Origin of the sequence: Neobacillus niacini (assembly GCF_031457145.1) — a bacterium.
Lineage (GTDB): Bacteria > Bacillota > Bacilli > Bacillales > Cytobacillaceae > Neobacillus > Neobacillus niacini_J.
In genome coordinates this window covers 468,346-493,141 of record NZ_JAVDVZ010000001.1, presented here as the reverse complement: position 1 = coordinate 493,141, position 24,796 = coordinate 468,346, and the positions used below count along the sequence as shown (strand labels likewise).

The window sequence follows — 24,796 nt, the reverse complement described above, 5'->3', positions numbered from 1 at the left end:
TACTCCTTCTTTATTCTGCACCAATTTTTGAAAAGCGAATCTAAATTATCATCATGGTATAGAAAAAGCATTTCTTCAAATTATAAAAATGAAAGGATGGATGAAGAGAATGGATAAAACATTGGGTTATTTACGTGAAATTTTATCAAATTACAGTGACGGACATAATGAGGGCAGGCAAATATATCGCAAACTAACAGAGGGTAAATTTTCATCCGAGGGTGATTTGGTAAGACACTTAAATCAAAAAGAAATAAACTTTTTAAATGAAATTCTCCCTAATGAAATTAACTATGCAAAAGAAGAAAAAGATGAAAAAAGGGCTCACGAATTAAATGAAGTATTCGAACTGCTATTTTAGGTATGAGTTACATAAAAAAGAAATGTTTGTTAAAAACTACATCTCTTTTTGGGAAATTTTGATGAAACTCCGATAAATATTTCCTAGGTAAGCGCATACATTGACAAAAGACGAGTTTCTAAGTTGCGTTTTCATCAAGAAACGACAGAAAACTGTCGTTTCTTGAATTCCACTATACAGCTTTAAATGTCTTATTCCTCATTTTTCTTCCGGCTGCTTCCAGGTCTTTTTAATCTTCCTGAATCTTTTAAGCCTTTTTTGATGATTATTTCAATTTGCGCGTTAACACTTCGGAATTCATCCTCTGCCCATTTTTCAAGAGCGTCATAAATTTCCTGATCAATTCGCAGTAAAAATCTTTTTTTCTCAGCCACTTACATCACAACCTTAATAGATACTTCCTGTATTGATTATCGGCTGGCTCCCCTTCTCAGATACTAAAGCTACCATTAAATTATTTACCATTTGTGCTTTCTTTTCTTCATCAAGTTCAACAATTCCCTCTGTACTCAGTTGGTCGATTGCAGATTTTACCATTGAAACGGCTCCCTCAACAATTACCTTCCTGGCTGCTAACACTGCTTTTGCCTGTTGTCTTTGCAGCATCGCATGGGCGATTTCACTAGAATAGGCTAAATGCATGATTCTCGCTTCGATGATTTCCACACCCGCTAGAACAAGTCTATTCTGAAGATCCTTTGTTAACTCATCCGCGACTTCATCCGAATGTTGGCGCAAAGAGATTTCATAGTCGTTATTAAAATTATCGTAAGGATACTGACTAGCAATGTGGCGCAGCCCAGTTTCACTTTGTGTATGAACGAATTCCTTATAATCTTCAACATCAAAAACTGCCTTCGCTGAATCAAACACCTTATAAACGACAACAGCAGCGATTTCAATCGGATTTCCTTCTAAATCGTTTACTTTTAATTTATCACTGTTAAAATTTATCACCCTTAGAGACACGTTTGTTCTTGCCGTTAATGGAACCGATAACCAAAAGCCTTCTTGTTTGATCACACCTAAATAACTGCCAAAAAGCGTAAAAACCTTTGCTGAGTTTGGTTGAATAATCGTAAAACCAGAAACAAGAAGCAATGTTAATAACAAGAAAACAATGGCAACAGTCAACATAAGGAAATTTTCACTCAGTATAAATTGCCGAAAACTGAATACCACTATTCCAGCAAAAACAAGGAATAGGATAACACCAAATAAACCGTTCACTTTAAACATTTCTTTTTCCTTCAAGACAATCACTCCTTTAAGATGTAATATCTAACTACTATCATTATGATATCACTTTGGTATCAAAATTGAAACTAAAAAAACAAAAAAAAGCCGCCAACGGCAACTTTTAGTGGATATCTCTTTTTTTAAATCTGCCGCCGCGGACCTCCGCAATATCGGCAACTGCCAGGAATGCGTTTTCATCACTTTCTGTCACAATTTCCTTCAACTTTGCTTCTTCAAGACGGTTTATAACACAAAAAATTACTTTTTTTTGATCACCCGAATAGGCACCCTCTCCATTAATATACGTCACACCACGACCTAGCCGATTCATAATGGCCTCGCCGATTTCTTGTGAGTTGTCACTAATTATCCAAACTGACTTTGATTCATCAAGACCAGTAATGGTAATATCAATGGTCTTATAAGCAACAAAATAGGCAATGAGAGAGTACATAGCTCGATCCCAAGAAAAAACAAAACCTGCGCTTCCGAGTATGAATAAATTGAAAAACATTATGATTTCACCAACAGAAAATGGAAGCTTTTTATTAAAGAGAATGGCGAGAATCTCTGTTCCATCTAGGGATCCTCCATAGCGGATGACCATCCCTACTCCGATTCCGAGGACGATTCCCCCAAAAACGGTTGCCAGTAATATATCCTGGGTAAAGGCAGGTACTGGATGAAGTAATGTAGTGCCAATGGAAAGTATAATAATTCCATAAAGAGTGGATAATGCGAAGGTTTTACCAATTTGTTTATATCCGATAAAGAAAAAAGGGATATTAAGAATAAAGATAAAAATACCTAATTTCCAACCAGTCAAATAAGATAAAATGATCGAGATCCCTACAATACCTCCATCAATAACATGATTGGGTACCAGGAAAATTTCCAGTCCTACCGCCATTAAGGCAGCGCCGATAGTAATTAACATAATTCTTTGAATAATTTTTCTGGTTGTCAATCCTCTGTGTTGTTGAACTTTTTCCAACATTACCTTCTGTTCCTCGTTAAGATCAATGTTCGGAACTCCTGACATTATCTTGCCCCTTTCGTGATTTTCTTTTAATTCCATTATAACAGTGAATTAGTAGTTTTTTGAATATTTATACACTTTATTTCCCAACTTTTTTTATAATAGCTGTGTTACACTTGGCGGTTGATTGCGCTCCAATCAACAAGTTCTAAAATCAACAGTATCTATGAACATCCTTATAAATAAAAATAAAAGAAGCCGCCTCTATTTGAGACAGCTTCTTGGGAATTTAACCTCTTAGGGGACCCAACCATGACATCAGCCAAAATGATTACTTACTTCTTTTTAGTCTTTTACGATCTAATAGAAGGTTTAAAGATTTAGCCGATGTGTGCAGTTCCGTTGAAGGAATTAATTCTCATGAAATTTAATGGAATTCAAATTCCTTTAAAGAAACAAATTTACCGGTTATACCGATGGACTCATATCCTTTTATTTGGCTTAGCATCTTGGCAATGTAGGATTTGGATTGGTTGAAGGTTTAGATAGCAATGGTGATAAAGTGAATTCATTTATCATATATCGTTATCTGTTAACAATCCTCTACTTTTTAGGTGAGCACCTATACTCAAACTTTAAGGACCAAATAGTTTTGTACCTTCTATTTGTTTTCGTTATTGGTTGCTTGATTCTTTCTATTCATCATTACTTAAGGTTTCTTCACAAAAGGAAGCTTCCATCATAATTTTAAGAAAGATCATTTTGGTTTGAGTGATTTATCTACGTGCTTTTTCTTAGATAGATAAATTTTACTTTACTCCCAAATCCCAATAACTTTGTACCTTTCATTTTGATTAAGCGAATTCCTCATTCTCTAAAAAGAAGGTTTCGTTAGGACTTACACCTTTCCAATTCAATTTACATCGCTCCACCTACCAAACATTGCAAAGGGAAAACCTTTACTACTCGTTCACAAACGGAACGAACACGGATGGTTGAGTCTCCTAAGAAGTTATTTTTTTTTATTTATCCTTTACACTTATAGTATAGCACCAGAATCTTTCTATAACACAGCTTCTTGTGACGAATTGGTGAACTTTTCAAAATTAATAGACTATTAAAAATACTTGTATTATCACAAACAAGGTTTATGTTCTTTGGATAAGCTATTCATGGCTTAGGGAAGATTAGGATTAGTACATGTATTGAAAGGATGTCTGAAATGTTAGAGTCTATTAATAAATTTGCTAAACCTTTCGAGAACATTCATGATCTTGAACCCCTTATTCATGCAATAGGTGATGCCAAATATGTCCTGCTTGGTGAAGCTTCCCATGGTACATCAGAATTCTATACTCTCCGTGCCGAACTTACCAAAAGATTAATTAAGGAAAAAGGTTTCTCTGTTATTGCAGTTGAAGGAGACTGGCCTTCCTGCCAAAGCATCAACAGGTATATAAAAAATATAGGTTCACCTAATAGTGTTAATGAGGTACTTGAAAACTTTAATCGTTGGCCAACGTGGATGTGGGCCAATGAAGAAATTAGTGAATTAGTGGAATGGTTAAAGAATTTTAATCAAAAAACCAAACGAAAGAACAAGGTGGGGTTTTATGGACTAGATGTCTATAGTCTTTGGGAGAGTATGGATGAGATTATTAAATACTTAGAACACACGGGTAACTCTGGTCTGAAACAGGCGAGAAATGCATTCTCCTGCTTTGAACCTTATAACAGAAATAATGAGTCCTATGCTGTATCTGCTGGATACTTATCTGAAAACTGTATCAAAGAAGCTCTTGCGCTTCTCAATACGATACAAAAAAATAAGTGGAAATATGATGATGATGAAGAAAGCAGCTTGAACATGGAGGTCAATGCACTTGTTACGGTGAATGCGGAAGAGTATTACCGGACGATGGTTTTAAGTGATTCTAAGTCTTGGAATGTAAGAGATATTCATATGGTTGAAGCCTTGAATGCTGTGATGAAGTTTTATGGTGATGATGCAAAAGTAATCATCTTGGAACACAATACCCATGTTGGTGATGCCCGGGCTACCGATATGAAAGACGCTGGAATGGTGAATGTTGGCCAATTGATTCGGCAACAGAATTATTCCGAAGATGTTTACATTGTTGGCTTTGGAACATACAGCGGTACGGTTATCGCTTCAACCGAGTGGGGAGTGGACTTCCGTGTCACGAATGTTCCTCAAGCTCAACCTGGGAGTTGGGAGGATTTGATGCATAAAGCAGGAGCAAGGAACCAGTACCTCCTGTTTAATAATGATAATCGAGAAGATTTCAAGGAAACAATCGGTCACCGCGCGATTGGCGTTGTGTATCGACCGGAATATGAACAATATGGAAACTATGTTCCATCTGTCATGAGCAGTCGCTACGATGGATTTATCTTTGTAGATAAAACAAATGCCTTACATCCACTAGCTTTGGAAAGTCTTGTATACTAAAATAATTCACTTTTCACCACATAAATTTTGAAGTAATCCACATAATAGTGTCTGTAAGTATTTTAATTAGAAAGAAGGATTTTAATCCATGACAGTTGGAACACAAGTCAAAACAGCAGTAGCTAGCTTAAAAAGTGCACAAGCAAGTTTTGAAACCTTTGCATTATCAACGGATAATCAAAGTGCAAAAAAGCTCTATCAAGACGCAGCTCAACAAACTCAATCAGTATTAGATAGTCTTGAACCACGGCTACAAGAAATTTTGGCTGAGGAGCCTCAATATAACCAATAAGAAAAATTGAAGGGTTGGCACCCCTGCCAACTCTTTTCCTTATCTTCTAAGAAAGGAAGAATCCAAATGACTATTGCTGCAAGTGTTAAGCAATGCCTAGCGAACATGAAAGGAATTGAAGCACAATTATCTTCTCTTGCTTTAAATTCTCTAGATAATGGCGCTAAAGAAGTATTTCATGAAACCATGTTAACGATAGATTCCGTAAAAAAGGATTTACAAACGCGTGTTTTGGAACTTGAACGGCTTGAACCACAATATAAAGGCTAAAAATTCTGAGGTGAATGAATATGCCTAACTGGATTGATCTTATCATTCGTTCCTTTGTCTTCTTTACTCTTTTATTTTTCATGACAAAAATATTAGGAAAGAAGCAAATATCTGAACTTTCTTTATTTGAGTATGTTTCAGGGATTACAATCGGAAGTATTGCAGGTGAGGCGATAACTGGACTTGAAAAAAATATGTTCCAAGGAATGGCTGCTATTATTATCTTTAGCCTTGCAACACTCTTGGCTGACATTTTAGCATTAAAGAGTAAATCTTTCCGGGACTTTATTGATGGACGAGGGACTGTATTTATCAAGGATGGCAAGGTTCTGGAGGAAAATTTAAAGAAAGAAAAATACACCATTGATGAATTATCTGCCTTGCTTCGCCAAAAGGACATCTACCGTGTAGCTGATGTTGAATTTGCCGTTCTGGAACCAAGAGGGACTATTAGTGCCTTATTGAAAAAAGAAAATCGTCCATTGACACCTAAAGATTTACAAATGAAGGTACCCGCTGAAAAAGAACCACAAACGGTGATTATGGACGGTAGCATTCTAGATGAAGCATTGAGGTCGGCTGGGAAAAGTAAAGGTTGGCTCGAAACAGAATTAGAAAAGCTCGAACTAACCCTTGATAATGTATTTATAGGTCAAGTTGATTCTTACGGGGAATTAACTGTAGATATTTATGATGACAAATTACAAGTCCCGCAGCCCACTCAAAGACCTCTATTACTGGCAACACTGAAAAAAACTCAGGCGGATTTGGAAATATTTTCTCTTGAGACACAAAACGAGAAAGCAAAAGCGATGTATGAGAAAAACGCGAAACTTGTACAGGAGACAATTGATAAATTGACTCCTTACCTATCCAGTTAAAGACCTTAAAGCCTAATCCAAATGATTAGGCTCTCGATTTATTAAGCACTTACTTTTTTCCCATCCAGAATATCTCCTTTGTGTGACACATAGCTGTGAAGCACCATTCCCGCCATGACCAGTACCATCCCAGTCCATGATATGACGGATGGAAATGCCGCTTTCAATAGGAGTAATTCGCCCATTAACGCAAATAAAACCTCCATTGATTGTGTCGCCTCCACGTTCCCTAATTTTTGCATATTCCCTCGCACTAGATCTGTTGCCTGGAAAAATAAAATCGTCGCGATCACGCCGGAGGTGATGGCTACAATTCCTGATTGAACTGATTGACCGATACTTGGTGGACCTACCGTAAACAAACCATAAATGGCTAAAACAATCCACAACGGCAGGCTGGCAATCGTCATCCCCAATACACGTTGAAAAACATCGAGCCTTCCGCCGCATACATCCATCATCCGTCTGTTCCCTAAGGGATAAGCAAAGGAGGCAATAATAACAGGAACCACCCCTAATAAGACCTTGTAAGTTGAAAGAGAACCTGCTTGCTCCACCTGCATCAAAATAATCCCGAGCAAAATAATCATCGACATCGCCATTCCCTTTAAAGGAATTTTCCCTTTTACCTGCACTGGACCCTTTTTGGTCATAACCGTTTCAAAAAAAAGTGGGGCCAATAAGGAACCTGAAATAATCGTAATTTGCCAAGTTGAAGCGATTAGCCATCCAGGTGCATAGGCGGCTGAAAAACAAAGCGGACCATAAAATAGTCCAAATCCTACCGTGCTCCATAACAGCCATGCTTTAGGATTGTTTTTCATTTCTTCAATCAAGGGCTTAAGATTCCTTCTTCCGATAACAAGGAGCAGTAGAAAGGGAACCATAAAGAAATACCTGAGTGAAGCACTCCATATCCAACTCCCTCCTTCCAGCTCCATGGATCGGTTAATAATAAACGTAAAAGCAAAAAAGAATGCAGCCAAAATGCCTAGGATAATTGGACGCATTTTTCTCTATTCCCCTTTTGACTTTGATTTTCTCCCAAAGAATTAGTCCCATTCAATGGATACATTTTTTCATTATACCAAATGTCTGAATTATTTGTTATTTAAAATCAAAGCATAAGTCAAAAATGTCCTGCATAATTTGTTTAGTCGTTCAGAAGCTTGAAACTTCTTGAAAACATATTCGTATATTTGAATGGCAATAAAATTACATTAAGTGAGGTTGATTGTATGTTTGGAAAAGTAGCAGCAGATATTTTAGGATTAAGTGATGTAGGTTCTGTAATTAAACCAGAAAATTACGACAAGGTTGATTCTGATGATTATATGTGATGCATGAGGATAATGAAAGGATTTATTTTCTGATTAAATCAAAATCGGATGAATATTGTTTCACAAATAATGCCCTTATTCATCTTGATGGAACAAGTGCTACGAGCAAAAAAAGAATGCTTCATCGGTACAGTTATGCTACAAATAGAATAGCTGACCTTAAGCTTGAGACTGCTGGTACGGTCGATCTCGACATTGAAATTAAATTTAAGATTGGTTCTGAGCCCTTTTCCATTGATATCCACAAAAAACATATTGAAGAAGTAAAAGACCTATATAAAGCACTAATAAAAATATCAGAACTTGCGCACGATAATGAAATATCGCTACGGTATGCTAAAGAAAGCCTTGATATTGCTTCCACAACATTAGGTCGTGTAAATAGTTCAGAAAACAACTTAGTCGTACAATTCAAAATGTTAAATCAAGCTGCCTTCCAATGGCTGGAGGATAGCAAAAAGCAATATAACGTAAAAGACTATGGCTTTGTTTTTGAAAAATACATTAATAATTAAGGCTGTTTTCATAACTTTAAAGGTATTAATATATGTAAAACATAAAAACAGACCCATTTGGGTCTGTTTTCCACATGCTATGTGATTAAGCTTTGTTTACGTTAGCTGCTTGTGGTCCACGAGCGCCTTTTTCAACATCAAAAGTTACTGCTTGACCTTCTTCAAGAGTTTTAAAGCCTTCGCCTTGGATTGCTGAAAAGTGTACGAATACATCTTCTCCACCTTCGCGCTCGATGAATCCGAAACCTTTTTCTGCATTAAACCATTTTACTTTACCGTTTTCCATATTTGTTGCCTCCTAGTGTGTAATCCACACAATTGTATTACTATTCTTGCTCATTGTGATCCAGGCGAAAAGCAATAACTTATTCAAACCTTTACTACCGAACAAAAATAATTCTTCATAATCATACCAGAGAATGAAAAATTAAGCAAGGTCTCGTCCAATACTTCACCCTATATTTGAATAAACATGTTATAGAATGGTCAAGTTATTAAAAATGTCACTAGGATGTACCCTAGTGACAATTAACAACCTTAAATTTTCTTTTCTAACTCCCAGTCGTATAAATCTTCAATTTGGCAATTTAATTCTTTAGAAATCGTCATGGCAGTACTAAGATTCATTACCTTCCTAGACATGTAGCCGTTCAGCTGTTCTAAAGGAATGTGTGTATTCTTTTCTAAGCCCTCAAGATTCATGCTGTTCTTAGTTAATAAGGCTTTGAGGTTACTCTTTTTCGCTTTATAATTAGTCAAAATGACACCTCGCTTTTTAATTAGTGTAACACAATGAAAATGTAAATGAAAGGAATCGCACCCATCCGCCTTTATTCTGCACCGACTAAGAAGCTTCATAAGTTGGTAACAGGCAACTAAAAATAAAATGTGTTATAATTAAATTGATGAAAAAAGGGGTGTTGAATTGAGGAATTCGAATAATAGATTCAATAGCGGGCAGACTGTGAAACTAAAAGACACTGGCGAGGAAGTTACAATTTTAAAATGGCAATATGTAAAAAACATGAAAAGGTATTCATACATCGTTAAAGAGCATCCAGAGACATTTTTTTTCGAAGAAGAATTTCTAGTTCAATAATATAAAAAAAGACCAAATCCATCGGATTGGTCTTTTTTTATATTATTAGAACTCTGCATTACCTGTTGTTCTTGGAAATGGAATAACGTCTCTAATGTTTGACATTCCAGTAAGGTACATGATTAAACGTTCAAAACCAAGACCATAACCTGAGTGTTTAGTACCACCATATTTTCTTAGCTCGAGGTACCACCAATAATCTTCTTCACTCATACCTAGGTCATTAATTTTTCCAGCAAGAATGTCCTCGCGCTCTTCACGTTGACTTCCGCCGATTAATTCACCAATCCCTGGTACAAGCAAATCCGTTGCGGCAACTGTTTTATTATCTTCATTTAATCTCATATAGAAGGCTTTAATTTCTTTCGGATAATCCGTAACAAACACAGGTTTTTTAAATACTTTTTCGCATAAGAAGCGCTCATGCTCGGTTTGTAAGTCAAGACCCCATTCAACTGGGTAACCAAAATTTTCGCCAGATTCTTTTAAAATTTCAATAGCCTCAGTGTAAGTTACACGCCCAAAACTTGAATCATGAGCATTATTAAGGCGATCTAAAAGACCTTTTTCGATAAAACTGTTAAAGAAGTTCATTTCTTCTGGTGCTTGTTCAAGAACATAACCAATTACATACTTAACCATATCTTCGGCAAGGTCCATGATATCTGGAAGCTCAGCAAATGCTAATTCAGGTTCAATCATCCAGAATTCAGCTGCGTGTCTTGCGGTATTAGAGTTCTCTGCTCTAAAAGTCGGACCAAACGTATAAACATTGCGGAACGCTAATGCAAAAGCCTCGGCAGATAATTGCCCACTAACAGTCAAGTTGGTTTCTTTATTAAAGAAATCCTTAGTTAAATCTGTTTTTCCCTCATCATTTTTTGGAGGGTTGTCGATATCAAGTGTCGTAACTCGGAACATTTCTCCTGCACCCTCGGTATCGCTGCCTGTGATGATTGGTGAATGAACATAAACAAATCCTTTATCCTGGAAGAATTTATGAATCGCATAGGAAGCTAAAGACCTAATACGAAAAACAGCTGAAAAAGTGTTGGTCCGTGGTCGTAAATGTGAGATCGTTCTTAAATATTCAAATGAATGTTTCTTCTTTTGTAAAGGATAGTCAGTATTCGAAAGTCCTTCAATAGAAATATTTGTTGCTTTGATTTCAAATGGCTGTTTTGCTTGAGGAGTATGGATAAAATCTCCTTCTACCTTAATGGATGAACTAATTGGAAGCTTTGCAATCTCTTTAAAATTCTCCAATTGCTCGTCAAAAACGATTTGAACACCTTTAAAGAAGCTTCCATCATTCAATTCAATGAAACCAAAGGTTTTAGAATCGCGGACTGTGCGGATCCAACCTGATAATTGAACCTTCTGGTCTATGTAACTGTCTGTATTTCTGTACAAATCCTTAATTAGGGCCTGTTTCATTTATTTGCAACCTCCAACTCTTATGAAAAAATAAAAATCCTCCCGCCACATGGGACGCAAGGTAATTTTCCACAGTAAATTTGTTTCTATTATCCCTTCAATATTATATAAAACTCCCATCAAATAAGCAATATTCAACAAATTATCCTGTAATCTTTTAAAAATTTTTCAGAATATTTGCAGGATTTATCTTATAAGAAGTCGAAAAGATATAGGAAATGTTCGATTCTTGATAAAGGGAGTGTCGATTGTGGATAAAGTTACGTGTATTGCTTATCTTCTGTATCAGTCTTCTAAGAGTCAAGACATCCGAGAAAAAGCGATTCAATTACTGAATGGCGACGTATCCATTCGGGAGTTAAAAAGAAATACCAGCTTCCAAGCCTATATAATAATGGCAGAATCTACTTTAAGAAAGAATAACTTCGACAAACTTCAAGTACAAAAATTTGCCGAAGAGTTTTTATTACTAGAGGTTTAAGCTTCCTTCGGGAAGTTTTTTTAAAGATTGTTTTCGAGTTTAAGAAAAGAGCTTTTCATAAACAAAAATTTCCTTGCCATTTTTCCATAAAGCTGTTTTAATAGAAAGAAACCCTAATGATTCCCAAAATTGCTTGGCTTTTCCATTTTCTTTGATGACTCCTAAGCGAATACGTTTTAACCCTCGTTTACGCATGTCACTTTCATAAAGTGCATATGCCTGTGTACCAAAACCAAATCCTTGATAATCACCATGAATGATTAAAAGTCCCAGCCATGGGCATTGGTCTTTCGGATTTTCCATTAAGTAATCGATCATCCCTATATAGGTATCATCTAATTTAATAAACACACTAGTACTTACAGGATTCAAGAGCTCTTTTTCCACATCTGCAAGTTCCCTTTTGTGTTTACCATTTTCAAGAACATTATATGAAGGATTCGAATTTATGATTTCAAGCGCAATATAAAGCGTTTCTTTTGTTATCTCTTCAAACTGTACAGACATGTTTGTCCTCCTATTCGCTAATAAAACCAATTATATCAATATAGCCTATTTAAAAAAATATAAAATGAGAAAGGTGATTCTATGGTCCAAGTAAATGTTAAGGTAACATTTGAAGGCAAAAATTATTTAACAAATGTCTTAGCTACTCCAAACACTTCCGAAGAGGAAATTTACCGCCTTGCTTTTGAACAAGTTGAAAAACAATGGAAAAACAATTAAAGAATCAATAAAAACAGCGACCATATTTTGGACGCTGTTTTCACGTTCTTATGATTCTATTTCATATAATGTCTCCGAAACATTTTTCATTAACGGACTTATATCCTTTGTGGCAAAAAGGTGCAGCCTATGCATGGCGCGAGTACAGACGGTATAGAACAATTTCCGCTCGCTCTCATTTACATATTGAGAACTATCATAAAGAATAACACCATCAAACTCAATTCCTTTTGCTAAATAAGAGGGAATCACCAAAATCCCTTTTTCATAGGCAATGGTAGACTTCTCGATTAGATGGAGAGGAAGCTCATTTTTAAGTGCTGCATATACCCTTTTACTCTCTGCTGCGGTTCTACAAATAACCGCTATCGTCCTATGTCCTTCTTGTAAAAACTCATTTATCTTCTCCTGAATCAAACCATTCGATAAGTTAGACTGGGTCATTTTTATCGTTGGTTTCCTGCCATGGCGATTAAATGGTTCAATTGCTTCACCACCTTCAACCAAACTGCGGGTGAAATCAACAATTTCCTTTGTAGATCGATAAGTTTTTGTCAAAATGATTTTTTCTACATCTTCTTCTTTTTCTTGATAATCCGTTATAACTGTAGGAGATTCTGTCGCACCTGAGAAGATGGCTTGATTGTAGTCGCCTAGAAGCGTCATTTTACTATAAGGGAAAAGCCTTTGTATGAACGCAAACTGAAAAGGTGTATAGTCCTGTGCTTCGTCAATAAATATATGACGAATACCTGATGAAGACTTTCTTCCTTTAATCAAATCCTGTAAGTAAACAAAAGGTGTTGCGTCTTCGTAGGCGATGTTATCGTTTTCTAATCTGTCTACTGTTTGTAAACAAATTTGCGTCCAGTCATCAAGAAGGATTTCGGTATCATTGGCACCTTTTTTAAATAGCTGGCTATAAAGTGTCTGCATATCGATAAAATTCAACCTTTTTACTCTAGAGAATAACGGTTTAAATTTTACTTTTACTACTCTTTCAGCTAGGAATTTTTGTTCCTGTTCAAAATCATCAAAGCTATTATCACTATAGCGGTTTTTATCTTGCAATTCCTGGTACACTTCTTGATAGTCCTCTTTTTCAAGAAATTGTACCTCTTCCTCCACCCAGCTTTTTGACCGTTCCTGTCTGACTCTTCTTTTTAACTCTCTTAACAGCCAATCCTTTACCATTTCCATTCGATTGGGGATGGCGAAACTCGAATCTAACGAATAGAAGTAATCTGAGATTGCTTCATTCGATATGATAATTTCACCGCGAAACACTAAATCTTTAAACAGTAACCCTTTGCTAGATAGATCCTTTTCATACTGATCAATGATATCTTTAAACGCTAGACTTGCTTTGTATCGAATTCCTTTAACCCTTGTATGGTAGTCTTGATTGTCCTCTTGGTTAAGTAAAAATTCCATTTGATCGAAAGGATCTTCAACATCAAATTTCTTCCCAATTCGATGATTTAAGTATTCCATAAAGGTCGCCTGCTCCATGTTCTCTTCCCCTAATTCAGGAAGTACTGTCGAAACATAGGAGTTAAAGAGAGGATTCGGAGAAAACAGCATAATATTTTCTGACTTTAAGGTATCACGATGACGATAAAGCAAATACGCAACCCGCTGAAGGGCAGCAGATGTTTTACCACTGCCTGCTACACCTTGAACAATGAGCAGTTTGCTTCGTTCATTTCGGATAATTTGATTTTGTTCCCGCTGAATCGTAGCAACAATGCTTTTCATTTGGGCATTGGCATTATTTCCAAGGACCTCCTGGAGCATTTCATCGCCAATGGTTACACCGGTATCAAACATCGCTTTTATTTCAGATGCTCGAATAATAAATTGACGTTTTAATTCCATATCCCCCTCTATTTGCCCTTCTAGTGTGTTATACACCGCTGGACCTGGGGCAAAATCATAATAGAGGCTGGAAATGGGAGCACGCCAATCATAAATTAAAAAATTCTCATCATGCTCATCCATAAAGGAAGCAATTCCAAGATAAACGTGATCAGCATTGGCTTCCCCTTTTTCAAAAAAATCAATTCGCCCAAAATATGGTGAAAATTTTAATCGTTCAAGGATTCTTATCTGCTTATCCATTTGTTTATATGTTCGTTCTCGCTCTGATAACAACTCTGCCTGTTGCTTTATACTAGCCGCTGTCTCAATGACATCATCCGGTTCATCCATATTAACGGTGACATCTTCCCAAAAGGTTTTTCGAAGCTCAAGTACATCTGAACTAACACCGCCAGTATTTTTCTGGAGTTTTTGCTTTTTCCTTTCAATCTCTTTTATTACGAAATTCACTCGTTCCTGCTCGAATTGCAAGTCCTTATTCTGTAAATCGCTCATATAACCACTCTCCAGAAAAATTTTTGATCCAGATAATTTGACAACCATTATCTATTTGTGCTATTGTTATTATAGGAATATTTTATATTCCACCTATATAGATAACGAGACCAAAATTTATTTTATCATGAATTTTATTTGATTACAATAGAAAACCTACGGGGTTTTTATTTGTTTTTTTAACTACTTTCTTCTCCATTTATTCTTCACGCTACATCCTCACATTCTTCTGTCTCTTTCTTTATGCCATAAACCCACTCTCTATATTGACCATATAATATAATCGTTAAAAACCTTATTATAAAATAATTTCCGATATGCGATTTTTCTTTCACCAGTGTTAACTTTCTAAAGACTAGATCTAAACCGATTGTTATGAGGAATACCCTCAGTTTTGAAATCCAATTATTTTGTTTCAATAAAGACATTGTTGAAATAAATGATAAAGAAATTGCATAAGATGGGACCAATATAAAATGTTCGTTCCAGGAATGATATCTCCCCAACCCAAAACGAATCTTCCGAGAGGCTGCAAATAGAAATAATAAATTCGCTTCTGTTACCATAATCATGAAGAATAGAGAAATAAAGCGAATTACCGGATTTCTTTTACGTAATAAAACATTCCACCTATCACTGATTGTGAAATATATAGGAATTAAAACTAAGGTATAAACTGTTTTCCACCAATAATGTTTATAAATTCTTAACCTCAAAAAAAGAACTTCTACCAGCGCAAAATATAGTCCTCCTAATAAATTGCCAAACCATCCTATTTTTAGAACAGTTGAGAAAACAGCAGTAAAGGGCACAAAAATAGCCTGTGATAAAATAGCACCAAGTATATCATCGAAATAATTATTTTTTAATATTCTCGGCTTATATTTATAGGCTTTAAAGAGATTTAACACAAAAAATTCTAACAGATAAGCTAAACCAATATTTGACATTAATAGTGTAAATAATTGCCTTTTGTCTTTACTTTTATAAAACGAATAACACAGTAAGGCTGAGTGGATGAGTAATAAAATAATAAAAGGTATTTTATTATATTTTGGATTCTTCATAATATATCCCATTTCAATGTTTGTTTTAATAGTAGTATTTGATTTGCCTCCCTTTTCATTCCAACAACATTTGCAAAAGCTTAATAAGTTTTCACGATAAAGAGCTCTCCACCAAGGAGAGCTTTTTTATTTACCCTTTACTCTCCTACTACATAGCTTTTAATTGTGATTAGTTCTTAAGTACGAGTGGTTTTTGTTGAATTAAGAAGAATCGCCGCTAATTAATCGGATAAAAGTCTCAAGGGAAAGTCCCAACATTACCAGAATATTTATAATGTTCTATATTTTACCAAATTTTTCGTAAAAGGAGGGAAATTTGTTATATCGCATGAAAAATTTGAAAAAAGGGGCATGATCTGTAAATGGCAAAGAAATATTTTAGATCTTTTCTCGTAACTCTTGTATTTTTATTAACCTTTTCGACTTTGGGAACAGGTGCTAGCGCAGTTAATCAAACAGAAAGTAAATCTGTTCCGGACCTTGCTAACTTAGTTGGCAATTTTAATTTCTCCTCATCCAAAACTACTAGCGTCATTGTTGAGCTTGATGAACCATCGATTGTGGAAGCGAAACATAAAGGAAAAACTCAAACAAAAGCAAATTTATCTAAAAAACGTAATCAAGTAAAAACAGATGTAAGTGCCGCCGTAAAAAGCGCAAAAGTAAACCGCGAATATGACTATGTTTTTTCTGGCTTTGCAGTAGAACTGCCTGCAAATGAAGTTCCAGCACTATTGGCTGTGCCAGGAGTAAAAGCAGTCTATCCGGATGTTACATACACCGTGACCAGCGTTGGTAAAGGTGAATTACTAGCTGAAGATGAATACAGCCCGAATATGTTTGCCAGTGCACCATTTATTGGTGCGAATAAAGCTTGGGATGCCGGTTTCACCGGAGAAGGTGTTACGGTTGCAGTTATTGATACCGGTGCTGATTACACTCATCCAGATTTAGACCAAGCATTTGGGGACTATAAAGGTTGGGACTTCGTTGATAACGATAACGATCCACAAGAAACTCCTAAAGGTGACCCTCGTGGTGAAGAGACAGCACACGGTACTCACGTTTCTGGTACGGTTGCTGCTAATGGGGTAATTAAAGGTATAGCTCCAGAAGCGACATTACTTGCATACCGTGTATTAGGTCCTGGCGGTAGCGGTACAACTGAAAACGTAATTGCTGGTATTGAAAGAGCTGTTCAAGATGGCGCTGATGTTATGAATCTTTCATTAGGAAACTCTTTAAATGATCCTGATTATGCAACAAGCATCGCATTAGACTGGGCAATGGCTGAAGGTGTTGTTGCAGTAACATCAAACGGTAACAGCGGCCCTGCTAACTGGACTGTTGGATCACCTGGAACTTCTCGTGATGCAATCTCTGTTGGTGCGACACAGCTTCCTTACAATGAATATAAATCTTCTATTACAACTACAGGAGGCGGTAGCTACCCTTCTGCAAAAGTAATGGGCTTTCCGAGTGATAAAGAAATTTTAGGACTTAATGGGAAAGAGTATGAATTTGTCGATGTTGGTTTTGGTTCCCCTGCTGAATTTGCAGGTAAAGATGTACATGGAAAAGTCGCCTTAATCAGCCGTGGTGCTGGAATTGCCTTCGTCGATAAAGCTTTAGCAGCAAAAGCAGCTGGTGCAGTTGCAGCGATTATCTATAATAATGTCGCTGGTGAAATTGTCATGGTCCCAGGTACAGTCATTCCTACGATTAGAACAGCCCTAGAAGACGGTCAAAAACTATTAGCTGAACTTGCAAAGGGTAACAATAAGGTAACGTTCGGTATTGAATATGATTCAACTGTCGGTGAAACGATGGCTGACTTCTCTTCTCGTGGTCCTGTAAACTCAACATGGATGATCAAGCCGGATGTTTCAGCGCCTGGTGTCAACATTACTAGTACAGTTCCAACACATGACCCAGCGAATCCACATGGTTATGCTTCTTATCAAGGAACGAGTATGGCGTCACCACATGTAGCCGGTACCGCTGCACTTATCCTCCAAGCCAATCCTGGTTGGAGCGTTCAAGATGTTAAAGCAGCCTTAATGAACACGACAGAAGAACTCAAAGATGCTAAAGGCAATGTCTATCCTCACAACGCTCAAGGTGCTGGAAGTATTCGTGTATTAGATGCCATTACAACGAAAACTCTTGCTGCACCTGGAAGCCATTCGTTTGGAACATTCTTAAAGAATAAAGGCAAACAGGTGGAAAAGCAGCAGTATACAATTAAAAATCTATCTAAAGAAAACAAGACTTATAGTTTCAAAGTGAACATGGGTGAAAACTCAAATGCAATAAAAGTATCTACTAGCAACAACTTAAAAGTAAATGCTGGTAAATCTCAAAGTGTTAATTTGAATGTTCAAGTTGACGCAGGTAAACTAGCACAAGGCTATTATGAAGGAACAATTACGATTAGTGATGGAACAGCAACATTCGATGTACCGACTATTTTGTTCGTCCAAGAGCCTGATTATCCTCGTGCTGAATATGTTGGAGTAAATCAACTTGGCGATGGGCAATTTGAGATTGAAGGATTATTTCCTGGCGGAGCAGAATCAGTTGAACTCTTCGTCTATCTTTCAAATACAGCTGGAGCACCAGTTAGGTATTTAGGTGACATTGCCGTTTACGAGGATGTTGCACCAGGATACACTACGTTTGCTTGGGATGGGAAAATTGCTGTCGGTGTTAACGGTATTCCAAATGGATTTAAGCTTCCTGCTGGAAATTACTACAACGTCTATGCCTATGCAACTTACAAAGGCCAATCTGATCTGGCTGGTGTGAACTTCCTACTCAAATAATAAAGTCAAAAGGTCATCGTTCCATGGGACGGTGACCTTTTGCTAAATTATTCTTTCGTTTTTTCACTGATCTGTTGATACCAAAGTCTTGTCAGCTCAGGGTCTTTATCATTGATAAATACCTTCTTATCCTTCATTTCGATATAAATATACGGTGAAGAACCTTTTTGAATAAAAAGCAGGCTGCTTCCATATCCAGTCACTTTAAAATGTCCTTTTGAAAGGGTTGGTAGACCCACGCCATTTGTTCTTACCGTAACCTCTGGTAAATTATCCATTAATTCTATTGAAGCAATATCCTCATATGCCCATTCATCACCATACATCCCGGTAATCTTGAAGCTGTCCTTCTTCGTTACTAGCTCGTACCCCTGATAACTAAAATAAGAAGCAATGCCTATTCCACCAATAATGAGAATAAATAGGGAAATACTAATGATATAACTGCGTTTACGTTTTTTGGGAACTTCATATTTTGTTAAATAAATAATGCCAGCCATTAAAAATATTGTCATAAAGCCAAATTGAACTTCTGTCGCATATTTAAACGAGGTAAACATAAGCGGGAGTAGAATCAACATGCCGACAGACGTTAAAATCAGCAAACCACCGACCTTTTGAGGATATCCGTTGCTAATTAACTGCTCTTGTTCTTCCTTCGGCCGATTTGCGAAACCTGAGATAAGCCAATATCCTTCCTTATTCCTAATTGCCCAACCTAGGAGAAGAAATATCAATATTACGCTTACATGTACAATTAAAAGTCCCCACATTTAAGTAACCCTCCTTAATTCATACGACTTAACTCTTCATTCCGTATATACGATTCATTATAGCTGTTTGTTTCATTTTTTGTTATAGAAAAATAAAAACGGCCAATTCTCGCAGAAATCGGCCTTTTCCTTTTTTACTATGGTCGAATACTTACCCTAGTCCCATTCGGTACTATACCAGCTAAATGAAGAACATCCCTGTTTTGCATGCGAACACAACCATGGGAAACTGCTTTTCCAATCGAACTCGGATCATTTGTCCCATGGATACCATAGCCTTGTTTTGATAATGAGAGCCACAACACACCAAACGGTCCCCCGGGGTTCATTTGGCGGTTAACAATTACAAAATCTCCATTTGGAGTACTTGTGAGCATCTTCCCTACAGCAATCGGATAGATTTTTTCAAACTTTCCATTCCTGAACAACGAAAGTCTTCGCTTACCTACGGAGATTTGTATCGAATAAGGAATGGTAGTTGGATCTGGCAGCCCAGGGATTTGAATTCTTTGTCCTACGTATAGTTGCTGGTGATTGACACCTGGGTTTGCGGCATAGATTCTTGCCAGGCTTACCCGATAATCTAATGAAAGTTGATACAGTGTATCACCAGGCTTTACGATATGAATCATGGTATCCCACCTTTTTTAATTAGCATATGTTGGGATATATCAACCGTTGCTTGCTTATAAAAAAGCCACAGTCTGAACTTATACCTCCAATCTACGGCATTATCTTGAAAAGTTATTAATGATTAGTTATTTTAGTCCAAAAAAGTCAGCAAACTTGCTGCCTTTAGCATTAATTCCTTAATTGTTTGTTCTAACAAGATTCTACAAGTATTGTTCCCTCTTAATCTCATTTTCACCGGTAAAGGGAATGATTCTACAAGTATTCTTCCCTCTTTACATGATTTTCATCGCTCAAGGGAACGATTCTACAAGTTATGTTTCCATGTCACTTTACTTTCGCAAATCATGTATTGAATAGATTCACAAACATAATAACTCTTATTCTTCCTCAAGGTTAAACCAAGGCGACATATCCTCCCGCACGTGTTGATTATAGAAATAATCATTACTGGCAGGATCATACATATAATCCTTTTTCCATTCCTCAATGTTTCTGGTTATCTCTTTAATGGCATCTACAAATAATAAAATTTCTGCATCCTTCATGATAGGATGTAAGGAAAACCTGACCCACCCTGGTTTTGTTGATAAATCCCCTAAATCAATTTTATCGGCAATTTGCTTTGATTTGTTTTGATCAATTTGCAATAAATAATGTCCATAGGTTCCAGCACAGGAACAACCTCCACGCACTTGAAATCCATATCGGTCATTTAACAAACGGACAATAAGATTGTAATGAATGTTCGTAATAGTAAAAGAAACAATCCCAATTCGATTTCGATGCTGATTCTCTAATACATGCAGATTAGGAATATCTTTTAAGCCAGTTAAAAGCAGCTCTAGCTGTTCTTTTTCTCTCGCTAAAATCTGTTCCACTCCCATTTGTTCCTTTAATTTAATACATAGTGCTGTTCGAATGGCTTGAAGAATCCCAGGCGTTCCCCCATCCTCCCGATGTTCAATGTCATCGATGTATTTGTGTCCGCCCCAAGGATTTGTCCATGTAACCGTCCCACCGCCCGGATGATCAGGAACCTTATTGGCATACATTCTTTTATCAAAAATTAAAACACCGCTTGTTCCAGGCCCACCTAAAAACTTATGTGGTGAAAACAAAATCGCATCAAGTTTTTCCAAAGGGTCTTTAGGGTGCATATCAATCTTCACATATGGAGCCGATGCAGCAAAATCTACAAAACAAAGACCGCCATGTTGATGCATGATTTTTGCCAGCTGATGATAAGGGGTTTGTATACCAGTCACGTTCGAGCATGCCGTAAAGGAGCCAATCTTAACCGCACGATCCCGATACTGGTAAAGAAGCTTCTCGAGATGTTTCATATCTACATCACCGTTTGAGTCAGGTCTGATAATTTCCACATCTGCCAATGTTTCAAGCCAAGAGGTGTGATTGGAATGGTGCTCCATATGCGTGAGAAACACAATGGGTCTTTCCCTTTCAGATATTTTAATACGGTCTTTCCACTGTTCCGGGACTCTTAGCCCTTGTAATCTCTGTAATTTATTCATGACAGATGTCATCCCAAAACCATCAAGAATGATTACGTCGTTCTCATTGGCATTTACATGCTCCTTAATAATTTTTCTTGATTGATTATAGATCCCAGTCATCATTAGACTAGTAATATTGGATTCTGTATGCGTATTAGCCATGTATGGACCAAATACCTCTGAAATTTTTTGTTCAATTGGACGAAATAATCTTCCGCTTGCAGTCCAATCTGCATAAATAATGGGTTTCTTTCCATACGGGGAGTCAAATTGGTGATTGCTGCCGATGACCTGAGACCGGAACTTATCAAAGTAATCTTCAAGATTTTCCGGCAGTCGATACCATTTGCTTCCGATCCTTGCAGTAATCATACGTTTAGCACCTCTCCTTTAATTCCTGCTAATTACTATATGCAAAACTTACTTTTCCCGATAATAAAACACAGCCTGATCCATATGGACCAGACTGTGTTTTATCATTTATAAACTTGTATTTTTTGCCGATTCCTTACGATTTACTTCATCAATTTTTTGAACGAACATTTGGAAAACTCGTTGCTTTTCTTCCAAGTCTTTTATATATTCTTTTAATTGATTATAGGTTTCTTCAAAAGGTTTATGATACCTTTGGCGTATGTTTTCAATAATTTCCTCATTCACTGTCGATTGAATGACTTGTTTGGTAATCCCGTATTTGTAAGAATAGACCTTTAATTCTTGTGCTACTTCCTCATATTCTTTGTCTATTTCGGTAAGGACTACTGAAATATCATCCTTCCACTCTTCTAGTGATTTTTGCAGATAGGTTTTTACCATTGTTTCTTCCATGATCGCACCCGCCTAATAAAGTCTTATGTAACTTTATTATAACGGACATTGTTTACATACTAATTTCTAGTAGTTTACAAAGCTATATCATTAAATAGGAAAATAATCCGATTTACAAAAAAACTAGTTTAATAGACTCAGATTATGAAACAGCGCCAATCATGATAGGAACATTTTGTGTAATGTTATTTGCATTCCCTAAATCAATATTGATCATCAAAGAATATTGGCAAGTGTTTTGATTCGTTTGGATTTCATATGGAACATCGAGTAAGAAGGTAATCTTTCCAGTTTGGTTTGGACTACACTCAAGTGAACAGAAAACGGAATGACTATTTAATGTTTCTTCAACAAATGCCTGAGAATCAATCCCTACAAGATCGATATCATATCTTTTTATTTTATTTTTTAATAGGCCACCCGTGATCTCAATGGTACCATTTATGACACTTCCAGCTTCGTAAACTTGCTTATCCAAATGGACATTCGTTTTGGGCAAACCAATTTTTAATTTCGTTAAATAATCTTTTAATGTCATTTTCTCCACCTGTTCCCTAAAATAGGCATAAATAAAAGACCAGCAGTCTTAGTCAAGCTGCTTCATATGTTTAAAAACAAAAAAGCCCCTGTACTTGGCGGTCCATGACCTCCTTCGCTTTAGCCGACGAAGTTAGCTGACGGGTAGGATGGCGAAAGAAAGTTCTCATCCTTTCTACATTGTAGAATTAACCCCAATTAATTGGTTCCTCCGTACCCAAGGTGCTGGGTTTTGGCCGAATATTTAATTCGTGATGATTATGAGGCTTATTTTATCCTCAACCCGAATCGTTGTAAAGAGTGATATTTACTCAAATTAACCGTTTAAACTCCAATTTCAAATAAAAACAAAGACTTTTCTATTGATTGCTCATGAATCATCGATATCTTGTCGTATAGTTAAACCTTAAAAGCTCCTATTTGTTAATCAAATCAGCGAATTCATCAAGGTTAGTGGAATACTTTATATAAATTCTTGGTAAAAATAAGAGTTCGTTTTTTAGTCCTTTTTCAGTATAGAGTGCTGGTGTAGTCGTCAAACCAAATGAATAATACTTTTTCACCTCTGAACCGACACGTTCATTGAAGTCTCCATAAGGATAAGCAAGTGCTATAACAGGTTTTCCTGTTATTTTCTCAATTCTTTCCTTCGAGTCTTTTAATTCATATTGAAGATTCTGTACTTTTGTCAAATCTGGATGGGTAGCGGTGTGGGACTGAACAGAAATTACACCAGTAGCGGCCATCTCTTTTAATTCAAATTGGGACAAACGATTCTTATTACCGACAAAATCTGATATAACGAAAAAGGTTGCCGTTGGTTTAAAGTGATCGTCTGTTAGCTTTTGAAGGATCTCAAATGCGTTTCGATTATTTTTATACCCATCATCAAACGTAATAAAAATAGGTTTTTTAATTTTGCTGATTTCCTGCCATCTTTCAAATGTTAATAAGGTATATCCATGATTTTTCAAATAGGTCATTTGCTTTTTGAAATTTTCGGGTGTTACATATAATTCTTTTGATCCTAGTCCGTGATATTCATCGATTGAGTGGTAAATCAAAATTGGAACCTTCTGCTGTGCCAAAACATGTCCTGGAAGGCAAATCATAAGCAGTAAAATGAATACAATTCTAAACACAAGCATCACCCTTTTTCTCAATGTCTCACTATTATTCCTCACTTAGAAGATTTTATCTACTCGTTAATGGTAAACTAAAAAACAACCCACTTAATAAAGGAGAACTTCAATGTCTGAGTACAAGGTTTTATTTTTAGATATTGATGGAACCATCATCACACCTGATGATTCCATTGAGGAAACTACTATTAAAGCTATAGGTCAGGTCCAAGAAAAAGGAATAGAGGTATTTTTAGCTACAGGCAGACCCCTACATGAAATCAGGGAACTTGCGAAGGAGCTAAATGTTCACTCGCTTATTGGATATAACGGTGCCTATGGCATATATAAAGGTAAAGACCTCTTTCAGGAGCCGATGAATAAGATAAGTGTCCAACAATTCTTGGAAATTGCAAAAAAAAATCAACATGAATTAGTCTTGTATACGAAGGACCAAAACATATTTACTGATTTGAAAGTAGATTGTGTTCAAGATTTTATTGAGCAGTTCCATTTACATAAAAACGACACCTATTCACCTTCCAAGGATTATGAGGTTTTGGGCATGACTTTGATAAACGTTGATTCAAAGGGTATATTCTTATATAAAAATGAAGATGGTATTCATTTATCCCAAGTAAATGTTGAAGGTATGCACCATTGTTATGATGTCATTAGAGACAAAGTAAATAAGGGGATCGGCGTTCAATATGTTCTAAAGCACCTTGGTCTCAACAAGGAGAATGCAATTGCTTTTGGTGATGGCATGAATGATAAGGAAATGCTGATGAATGTCGGTGAAGGGTTTGCGATGGGCAATGGTCATCCGGACCTCTTTCAGTATGCCAAGCATAAAACGACAGCAGTAAGTGATTCTGGAATATATAATGGATTGAAATCACTTGGGATAATTCCATAATCAAAGGCTGTGCATTGAGCACAGCTTTTTTTGCATGAATTTGTTGTTATTTCGTGGTATCCGTCTTGTTTTGATAGCTTTTGTCACCATGCAGGAAAATGAGGTATTCA

25 protein-coding genes, 1 pseudogene and 1 riboswitch are annotated in these 24,796 nt (G+C 36.5%); of the genes and pseudogenes, 10 read left to right on the top strand and 16 right to left on the bottom strand.

The genetic code is table 11. The features are described from left to right. The first annotated feature begins 109 nt into the window (after nt 1-109). On the top strand, nt 110-361 hold the full coding sequence (locus J2Y03_RS02665) for a sigma-G-dependent sporulation-specific acid-soluble spore protein CsgA (RefSeq protein ID WP_310190423.1): 252 nt from the start codon (nt 110-112) through the stop codon (nt 359-361). A gap of 191 nt (nt 362-552) precedes the next feature. Here J2Y03_RS02665 and J2Y03_RS02660 read toward each other — a convergent pair whose 3' ends face one another. The 3 genes from J2Y03_RS02660 to J2Y03_RS02650 form a co-directional block, all read right to left on the bottom strand. Continuing rightward, a complete protein-coding gene (locus tag J2Y03_RS02660; RefSeq protein ID WP_310190421.1) occupies nt 553-735 on the bottom strand; it encodes a type II toxin-antitoxin system antitoxin in 183 nt (60 codons plus the stop codon). Nucleotides 736-748: 13 nt separating this feature from the next. After that, nucleotides 749-1,615: an SPFH domain-containing protein gene (locus tag J2Y03_RS02655; protein ID WP_132097074.1), complete on the bottom strand. Its 867-nt coding sequence runs from the start codon at nt 1,613-1,615 to the stop codon at nt 749-751. A 106-nt stretch (nt 1,616-1,721) separates the two neighbouring features. Continuing rightward, nucleotides 1,722-2,537: a YitT family protein gene (locus J2Y03_RS02650; protein ID WP_396954167.1), complete on the bottom strand. Its 816-nt coding sequence runs from the start codon at nt 2,535-2,537 to the stop codon at nt 1,722-1,724. 1,255 nt (nt 2,538-3,792) lie between these two features. On the opposite strand from J2Y03_RS02650, the gene J2Y03_RS02645 reads away from it, so the two are divergent. From J2Y03_RS02645 to J2Y03_RS02630, 4 genes are all read left to right on the top strand, one after another. After that, complete coding sequence (locus J2Y03_RS02645; RefSeq protein WP_310190418.1) at nt 3,793-5,052, top strand: erythromycin esterase family protein; 1,260 nt, start codon at nt 3,793-3,795, stop codon at nt 5,050-5,052. A gap of 88 nt (nt 5,053-5,140) precedes the next feature. Next, nucleotides 5,141-5,344, top strand: coding sequence for a DUF1657 domain-containing protein (locus J2Y03_RS02640; protein WP_310190415.1), 204 nt, complete (start codon nt 5,141-5,143; stop codon nt 5,342-5,344). A gap of 66 nt (nt 5,345-5,410) precedes the next feature. Beyond that, a complete protein-coding gene (locus J2Y03_RS02635; protein WP_310190412.1) occupies nt 5,411-5,614 on the top strand; it encodes a DUF1657 domain-containing protein in 204 nt (67 codons plus the stop codon). 20 nt (nt 5,615-5,634) lie between these two features. After that, entirely contained in the window at nt 5,635-6,495 is an 861-nt protein-coding gene (locus J2Y03_RS02630) for a DUF421 domain-containing protein (protein ID WP_310190410.1), read from the top strand. Nucleotides 6,496-6,536: 41 nt separating this feature from the next. On the opposite strand, the gene J2Y03_RS02625 is transcribed toward J2Y03_RS02630, so the two are convergent. Further along, nucleotides 6,537-7,505 (bottom strand): DMT family transporter, encoded by a 969-nt coding sequence (locus J2Y03_RS02625; RefSeq protein WP_310190408.1) that lies wholly within the window; start codon nt 7,503-7,505, stop codon nt 6,537-6,539. 228 nt (nt 7,506-7,733) lie between these two features. Between J2Y03_RS02625 and J2Y03_RS02620 the strand changes: the two are divergent. Next, a pseudogene (locus J2Y03_RS02620) lies at nt 7,734-8,350 on the top strand (PH domain-containing protein). 85 nt (nt 8,351-8,435) lie between these two features. Here J2Y03_RS02620 and J2Y03_RS02615 read toward each other — a convergent pair. From J2Y03_RS02615 to asnS, 3 genes are all read right to left on the bottom strand, one after another. After that, nucleotides 8,436-8,636 carry a cold-shock protein gene (locus J2Y03_RS02615; RefSeq protein WP_045523885.1) on the bottom strand — a complete coding sequence of 67 codons (201 nt, stop codon included), beginning with the start codon at nt 8,634-8,636 and terminating at the stop codon, nt 8,436-8,438. A 251-nt stretch (nt 8,637-8,887) separates the two neighbouring features. After that, the gene (locus J2Y03_RS02610; RefSeq protein ID WP_310190403.1) at nt 8,888-9,208 is read right to left on the bottom strand and encodes a helix-turn-helix domain-containing protein; all 321 of its coding nucleotides are present in this window, start codon (nt 9,206-9,208) and stop codon (nt 8,888-8,890) included. 286 nt (nt 9,209-9,494) lie between these two features. Next, nucleotides 9,495-10,886 (bottom strand): asparagine--tRNA ligase, encoded by a 1,392-nt coding sequence (gene asnS, locus J2Y03_RS02605; RefSeq protein ID WP_310190401.1) that lies wholly within the window; start codon nt 10,884-10,886, stop codon nt 9,495-9,497. Nucleotides 10,887-11,136: 250 nt separating this feature from the next. Between asnS and J2Y03_RS02600 the strand changes: the two genes are divergently transcribed. After that, nucleotides 11,137-11,367, top strand: a complete 231-nt coding sequence (locus J2Y03_RS02600) for a hypothetical protein (protein ID WP_132097066.1) — start codon at nt 11,137-11,139, stop codon at nt 11,365-11,367. A 39-nt stretch (nt 11,368-11,406) separates the two neighbouring features. On the opposite strand, the gene J2Y03_RS02595 is transcribed toward J2Y03_RS02600, so the two are convergent. Further along, nucleotides 11,407-11,874, bottom strand: coding sequence for a GNAT family N-acetyltransferase (locus J2Y03_RS02595; RefSeq protein WP_132097065.1), 468 nt, complete (start codon nt 11,872-11,874; stop codon nt 11,407-11,409). A gap of 81 nt (nt 11,875-11,955) precedes the next feature. On the opposite strand from J2Y03_RS02595, the gene J2Y03_RS02590 reads away from it, so the two are divergent. Continuing rightward, complete coding sequence (locus tag J2Y03_RS02590) at nt 11,956-12,093, top strand: BA3454 family stress response protein (RefSeq protein WP_310190396.1); 138 nt, start codon at nt 11,956-11,958, stop codon at nt 12,091-12,093. A 48-nt stretch (nt 12,094-12,141) separates the two neighbouring features. Here the strand turns inward: J2Y03_RS02590 and helD are convergent, their stop codons facing one another. Both helD and J2Y03_RS02580 read right to left on the bottom strand, forming a co-directional pair. After that, the gene (helD, locus tag J2Y03_RS02585) at nt 12,142-14,469 is read right to left on the bottom strand and encodes an RNA polymerase recycling motor HelD (protein WP_310190394.1); all 2,328 of its coding nucleotides are present in this window, start codon (nt 14,467-14,469) and stop codon (nt 12,142-12,144) included. Between the two features lie 206 nt (nt 14,470-14,675). Continuing rightward, nucleotides 14,676-15,548, bottom strand: coding sequence for a hypothetical protein (locus J2Y03_RS02580; RefSeq protein ID WP_310190392.1), 873 nt, complete (start codon nt 15,546-15,548; stop codon nt 14,676-14,678). 350 nt (nt 15,549-15,898) lie between these two features. Here J2Y03_RS02580 and J2Y03_RS02575 point away from each other — a divergent pair, with 350 nt between their 5' ends. Then, nucleotides 15,899-18,361: a S8 family serine peptidase gene (locus J2Y03_RS02575; RefSeq protein ID WP_310190388.1), complete on the top strand. Its 2,463-nt coding sequence runs from the start codon at nt 15,899-15,901 to the stop codon at nt 18,359-18,361. Nucleotides 18,362-18,408: 47 nt separating this feature from the next. Here J2Y03_RS02575 and J2Y03_RS02570 read toward each other — a convergent pair whose 3' ends face one another. The 6 genes from J2Y03_RS02570 to J2Y03_RS02545 form a co-directional block, all read right to left on the bottom strand. After that, complete coding sequence (locus J2Y03_RS02570; RefSeq protein WP_310190386.1) at nt 18,409-19,134, bottom strand: DUF3784 domain-containing protein; 726 nt, start codon at nt 19,132-19,134, stop codon at nt 18,409-18,411. A 137-nt stretch (nt 19,135-19,271) separates the two neighbouring features. Next, the gene (locus J2Y03_RS02565; protein WP_310190383.1) at nt 19,272-19,766 is read right to left on the bottom strand and encodes a L,D-transpeptidase family protein; all 495 of its coding nucleotides are present in this window, start codon (nt 19,764-19,766) and stop codon (nt 19,272-19,274) included. A 378-nt stretch (nt 19,767-20,144) separates the two neighbouring features. After that, a complete protein-coding gene (locus tag J2Y03_RS02560) occupies nt 20,145-21,653 on the bottom strand; it encodes an aminotransferase class V-fold PLP-dependent enzyme (RefSeq protein ID WP_310190380.1) in 1,509 nt (502 codons plus the stop codon). A gap of 108 nt (nt 21,654-21,761) precedes the next feature. Next, on the bottom strand, nt 21,762-22,109 hold the full coding sequence (locus J2Y03_RS02555) for a hypothetical protein (RefSeq protein WP_132094341.1): 348 nt from the start codon (nt 22,107-22,109) through the stop codon (nt 21,762-21,764). Between the two features lie 142 nt (nt 22,110-22,251). Beyond that, entirely contained in the window at nt 22,252-22,647 is a 396-nt protein-coding gene (locus J2Y03_RS02550) for a sporulation protein (protein WP_310190378.1), read from the bottom strand. Between the two features lie 106 nt (nt 22,648-22,753). Then, a riboswitch (cyclic di-AMP (ydaO/yuaA leader) is annotated at nt 22,754-22,894 on the bottom strand. A gap of 168 nt (nt 22,895-23,062) precedes the next feature. Further along, nucleotides 23,063-23,794, bottom strand: a complete 732-nt coding sequence (locus J2Y03_RS02545; RefSeq protein ID WP_310190375.1) for a polysaccharide deacetylase family protein — start codon at nt 23,792-23,794, stop codon at nt 23,063-23,065. Between the two features lie 103 nt (nt 23,795-23,897). Between J2Y03_RS02545 and J2Y03_RS02540 the strand changes: the two genes are divergently transcribed. After that, entirely contained in the window at nt 23,898-24,686 is a 789-nt protein-coding gene (locus tag J2Y03_RS02540; protein ID WP_310190373.1) for an HAD family hydrolase, read from the top strand. The last annotated feature ends 110 nt before the right edge of the window (nt 24,687-24,796 follow it).

What these genes read in the sequence shown, in the direction of transcription:
- J2Y03_RS02665 (WP_310190423.1), top strand. Translation starts at nt 110, where the DNA reads ATGGATAAAACATTGGGTTATTTACGTGAAATTTTATCAAATTACAGT.
- J2Y03_RS02650 (WP_396954167.1), bottom strand. Translation starts at nt 2,537, where the DNA reads ATGTTAATTACTATCGGCGCTGCCTTAATGGCGGTAGGACTGGAAATT.
- J2Y03_RS02645 (WP_310190418.1), top strand. Translation starts at nt 3,793, where the DNA reads ATGTCTGAAATGTTAGAGTCTATTAATAAATTTGCTAAACCTTTCGAG.
- J2Y03_RS02640 (WP_310190415.1), top strand. Translation starts at nt 5,141, where the DNA reads ATGACAGTTGGAACACAAGTCAAAACAGCAGTAGCTAGCTTAAAAAGT.
- J2Y03_RS02635 (WP_310190412.1), top strand. Translation starts at nt 5,411, where the DNA reads ATGACTATTGCTGCAAGTGTTAAGCAATGCCTAGCGAACATGAAAGGA.
- J2Y03_RS02630 (WP_310190410.1), top strand. Translation starts at nt 5,635, where the DNA reads ATGCCTAACTGGATTGATCTTATCATTCGTTCCTTTGTCTTCTTTACT.
- J2Y03_RS02625 (WP_310190408.1), bottom strand. Translation starts at nt 7,505, where the DNA reads ATGCGTCCAATTATCCTAGGCATTTTGGCTGCATTCTTTTTTGCTTTT.
- J2Y03_RS02615 (WP_045523885.1), bottom strand. Translation starts at nt 8,636, where the DNA reads ATGGAAAACGGTAAAGTAAAATGGTTTAATGCAGAAAAAGGTTTCGGA.
- J2Y03_RS02610 (WP_310190403.1), bottom strand. Translation starts at nt 9,208, where the DNA reads ATGAAGCTTCTTAGTCGGTGCAGAATAAAGGCGGATGGGTGCGATTCC.
- asnS (WP_310190401.1), bottom strand. Translation starts at nt 10,886, where the DNA reads ATGAAACAGGCCCTAATTAAGGATTTGTACAGAAATACAGACAGTTAC.
- J2Y03_RS02595 (WP_132097065.1), bottom strand. Translation starts at nt 11,874, where the DNA reads ATGTCTGTACAGTTTGAAGAGATAACAAAAGAAACGCTTTATATTGCG.
- J2Y03_RS02590 (WP_310190396.1), top strand. Translation starts at nt 11,956, where the DNA reads ATGGTCCAAGTAAATGTTAAGGTAACATTTGAAGGCAAAAATTATTTA.
- helD (WP_310190394.1), bottom strand. Translation starts at nt 14,469, where the DNA reads ATGAGCGATTTACAGAATAAGGACTTGCAATTCGAGCAGGAACGAGTG.
- J2Y03_RS02580 (WP_310190392.1), bottom strand. Translation starts at nt 15,548, where the DNA reads ATGGGATATATTATGAAGAATCCAAAATATAATAAAATACCTTTTATT.
- J2Y03_RS02575 (WP_310190388.1), top strand. Translation starts at nt 15,899, where the DNA reads ATGGCAAAGAAATATTTTAGATCTTTTCTCGTAACTCTTGTATTTTTA.
- J2Y03_RS02570 (WP_310190386.1), bottom strand. Translation starts at nt 19,134, where the DNA reads ATGTGGGGACTTTTAATTGTACATGTAAGCGTAATATTGATATTTCTT.
- J2Y03_RS02565 (WP_310190383.1), bottom strand. Translation starts at nt 19,766, where the DNA reads ATGATTCATATCGTAAAGCCTGGTGATACACTGTATCAACTTTCATTA.
- J2Y03_RS02560 (WP_310190380.1), bottom strand. Translation starts at nt 21,653, where the DNA reads ATGATTACTGCAAGGATCGGAAGCAAATGGTATCGACTGCCGGAAAAT.
- J2Y03_RS02555 (WP_132094341.1), bottom strand. Translation starts at nt 22,109, where the DNA reads ATGGAAGAAACAATGGTAAAAACCTATCTGCAAAAATCACTAGAAGAG.
- J2Y03_RS02550 (WP_310190378.1), bottom strand. Translation starts at nt 22,647, where the DNA reads ATGACATTAAAAGATTATTTAACGAAATTAAAAATTGGTTTGCCCAAA.
- J2Y03_RS02545 (WP_310190375.1), bottom strand. Translation starts at nt 23,794, where the DNA reads ATGCTTGTGTTTAGAATTGTATTCATTTTACTGCTTATGATTTGCCTT.
- J2Y03_RS02540 (WP_310190373.1), top strand. Translation starts at nt 23,898, where the DNA reads ATGTCTGAGTACAAGGTTTTATTTTTAGATATTGATGGAACCATCATC.